Source organism: Streptomyces sp. WAC05292 (assembly GCF_003949955.1).
Lineage (GTDB): Bacteria > Actinomycetota > Actinomycetes > Streptomycetales > Streptomycetaceae > Streptomyces > Streptomyces globosus.
Genome location: NZ_RPSE01000563.1, coordinates 1 through 3,055, shown reverse-complemented (window position 1 = coordinate 3,055; position 3,055 = coordinate 1). Strand labels below are relative to the sequence as shown.

The window sequence follows — 3,055 nt, the reverse complement described above, 5'->3', positions numbered from 1 at the left end:
GTACGGGGACGTGGCGGAGGGGGGTGCGGGCGGAGGCTGGAGGTGTCCCGACGGGCCGGCGCACGGCGTCCGGCAGCGGCGGCCGGCGCAGTGGCGCGGCCGCCGACGATTCCAGGAGCAGCAGAGATGAAGACCCGCACCCGTGTGCTGACCGGTTCCGCCCTCGTCGTCGCGCTCGGCGCCGGCACGTTCGGCGCGGTGAGCGCCAACGCGGCGCAGTCGGCGCCGGCGGCCGCGGCCGCGGCCGCCGCGAAGAAGGACGGCGCGGTGGACGGGAAGGCGTTCACGACGTCGACGCACCTGACGGTCGACGCGGCCGCGCGGGCCGCGCAGGCGGCGCTGGAGGCGGCGCGCAAGGAGAACCAGCGGGTGACGGTGGCGGTGGTGGACCGCAACGGCAACACGATCGTCACGCTGCGCGGTGACGGCGCGGGCCCGCAGTCGTACGAGTCGGCGGAGCGCAAGGCGTTCACGGCGGTGGCCTGGAACGCGCCGACGTCGGTGCTGGCGGGCCGGCTGGCGCAGGCCCCGAACCTGAAGGACATCCCGGGGACGCTGTTCCTCGGCGGCGGTGTGCCGGTGCAGTCGGAGGGCGCGCCGGTGGCGGGCATCGGCGTGGCCGGTGCGCCGAGCGGCGAGCTGGACGAGAAGTACGCGAAGGCGGGCGTGGACGCGCTGGCGAAGTAGGCGTCCGGCGGGTGCAGCCGCGGCGCCGGGCGGGGTCCCGGGGCCGCGGCCGAATCGGACCGTTGCGCACATACAACCCCATAAGATCGTGGCTGTGGATACCCGAACGCTCTCCCGTCTCGCCGGTCTGGCCTCCGCCGTGGTCCTCCTCGCGGGCACGGGGTGTACGGCCGACACGGTGCAGGGCCGGCCGGGCGCGTCGGGGCTGCGGGACGCGTACTTCCCGAAGGCGGGCAACGGCGGCTACCAGGTGGAGCACTACGGGCTGGAGTTGGGCTACGACCCGGCGGACGGGGTGCTGCACGGCCGCGCGGTGATCACGGCTCGGGCGGAGCAGGGGCTCAGCTCGTTCAACCTGGACTTCAGCGGGCTGAAGGTCGAGCGGATCGCGGTGCAGGGCACCGGGGCCCGGTTCAACCGGACGGGCACCGAGCTGACGGTGCGGCCGGCCGACGACCTGGCGGCGGGCGAGGTGTTCCGCACGGAGGTCGTCTACAGCGGCAGGCCGAAGCCGCACGAGGATCCGGACGGCTCCACGGAGGGCTGGATCCGCCTGGACGGCGGGGCGGTCGCGGTGGGCGAGCCGGTCGGGTCGATGACGTGGTTCCCGGGGAACCACCACCCCAGCGACAAGGCCGCCTACGACGTGGTGCTGACCGTTCCGAAGGGGTACGAGGCCGTCTCGAACGGCCGGCTGCGCTCGCGTACGGACACCGGTGACGGGCGGACGGCGTTCGCCTGGCACAGCCCGGAGCCGGTGGCGAGCTACCTGGTCACGGCGGCGGTCGGCAGGTTCACGGTGACGGAGGGGCGGACGCCCTCCGGGGTGCCGCTGTACTCGGCCGTCGACCCGGGCGAGGAGGCGGGGAGCGCGCCCGCGCTGGGGCGGCTGGCGGAGATGACGGAGTGGGCCGCGGCGCGGTTCGGGCCGTACCCGTTCTCGGCGGGCGGGGCGATCGTGCTGCCTTCGGGGAGCCTGGAGTACGCGCTGGAGACGCAGACGCGGCCCGTGTTCCCGGGCGCGCCGACGGAGGACCTGGTGCTGCACGAGCTGGCGCACCAGTGGTTCGGGAACTCGGTGTCGCCGGCGTCGTGGAAGGACATGTGGCTGAACGAGGGGTTCGCCACGTACGCGGAGTGGCTGTGGGCGGAGGAGCACGGCGGGCCGACCGCCGAGCAGCGCTTCGAGGCGTTCCTGGCCGGTGACACCGCGGTGGACCCGGCGGCGGACTCCGACTGGGACGCGTTCGCGCCGGCGTCCCCGCCCGGGCCGGAGGACATCTCCGGCAACCCGGTCTACCACCGGGGCGCGATGGTGCTGCACCGGATCCGGCAGGAGGCGGGCGATGCGGCGTTCTCGGCGCTGCTGCGCGGCTGGGCGGCCGAGCGGCGGCACGGCAACGCGAGCACCGCGGACTTCACCGCGTACGCCGAGAAGCAGACGGGGCTTGACCTGCGGCGGGTGTGGGACGTGTGTCTGTACGGCAAGGACAGCCCCCGCTGACCGCGGCGCCGGGCCGCCCGGGCACGCGGCCGCCCCCGGACCCCTCCCCGGACGGCCGGGAGGGGGCCGGAGCGGTCACCGCGGCCGCCGGGCGGATCCGGAGGTCCGGGGACCCGCCCGCGCCGCGGTCCGGTGCGGGCGGACTCAGACGTTGACGCCGAAGTCCTGGGCGATGCCGGCGAGGCCGGAGGCGTAGCCCTGGCCGACCGCGCGGAACTTCCACTCGGCGCCGTTGCGGTAGAGCTCGCCGAAGACCATGGCGGTCTCGGTGGCCGCGTCCTCGGAGAGGTCGTAGCGGGCGATCTCGGCGCCGCCCGCCTGGTTCACGACGCGGATGTACGCGTTGCGGACCTGGCCGAAGTTCTGGCTGCGGGAGTCGGCGTCGTAGATCGAGACCGGGAAGACGATCTTGTCGACGTCGGCCGGGAGGGCGGCCAGGTTGACGTTGATCGCCTCGTCGTCGCCGGCGCCCTCACCGGTGCGGTTGTCACCGGTGTGGACGATGCTCTGGTCCGGGGTGGACTTGTTGTTGAAGAAGACGAAGTGGCCGTCCGAGACGACCTTGCCCATCGCGTTGACCGCGATGGCCGAGGCGTCGAGGTCGAAGTCGACACCGGTCGTCGTCCGGACGTCCCAGCCGAGGCCGACCGTGACGGCGCTGAGGCCGGGGGCCTCCTTGGTGAGCGAGACGTTGCCGCCCTTGGACAGGCTTACTGCCATTGTGACTGGTGTCCCTTCCTCGTCGCTGACCGCGAGATGTGCGGTCAAGGTACCGCTGACCTTCATAACGCGCCGAGGTGCCCCGCAGGTTCCAGGGCGGCCTTCCGGGTTCCGGCGCGTCGCCGGCCGCGGGCGGGCGGGAGG

General features: G+C 74.1%; 3 protein-coding genes. 2 read left to right on the top strand and 1 reads right to left on the bottom strand.

The window, feature by feature from the left end; translation table 11 throughout:
* Window positions 1-126: 126 nt before the first annotated feature.
* Window positions 127-687 (top strand): heme-binding protein, encoded by a 561-nt coding sequence (locus tag EF903_RS31020; protein WP_125548307.1) that lies wholly within the window; start codon window positions 127-129, stop codon window positions 685-687.
* Window positions 688-781: 94 nt separating this feature from the next.
* Window positions 782-2,191 (top strand): M1 family metallopeptidase, encoded by a 1,410-nt coding sequence (locus tag EF903_RS31015; protein ID WP_125548306.1) that lies wholly within the window; start codon window positions 782-784, stop codon window positions 2,189-2,191.
* 144 nt (window positions 2,192-2,335) lie between these two features.
* Here EF903_RS31015 and EF903_RS31010 read toward each other — a convergent pair whose 3' ends face one another.
* Complete coding sequence (locus EF903_RS31010; RefSeq protein ID WP_125548305.1) at window positions 2,336-2,911, bottom strand: TerD family protein; 576 nt, start codon at window positions 2,909-2,911, stop codon at window positions 2,336-2,338.
* Window positions 2,912-3,055 lie beyond the last annotated feature (144 nt).

What these genes read in the sequence shown, in the direction of transcription:
- EF903_RS31020 (WP_125548307.1), top strand. Translation starts at nt 127, where the DNA reads ATGAAGACCCGCACCCGTGTGCTGACCGGTTCCGCCCTCGTCGTCGCG.
- EF903_RS31010 (WP_125548305.1), bottom strand. Translation starts at nt 2,911, where the DNA reads ATGGCAGTAAGCCTGTCCAAGGGCGGCAACGTCTCGCTCACCAAGGAG.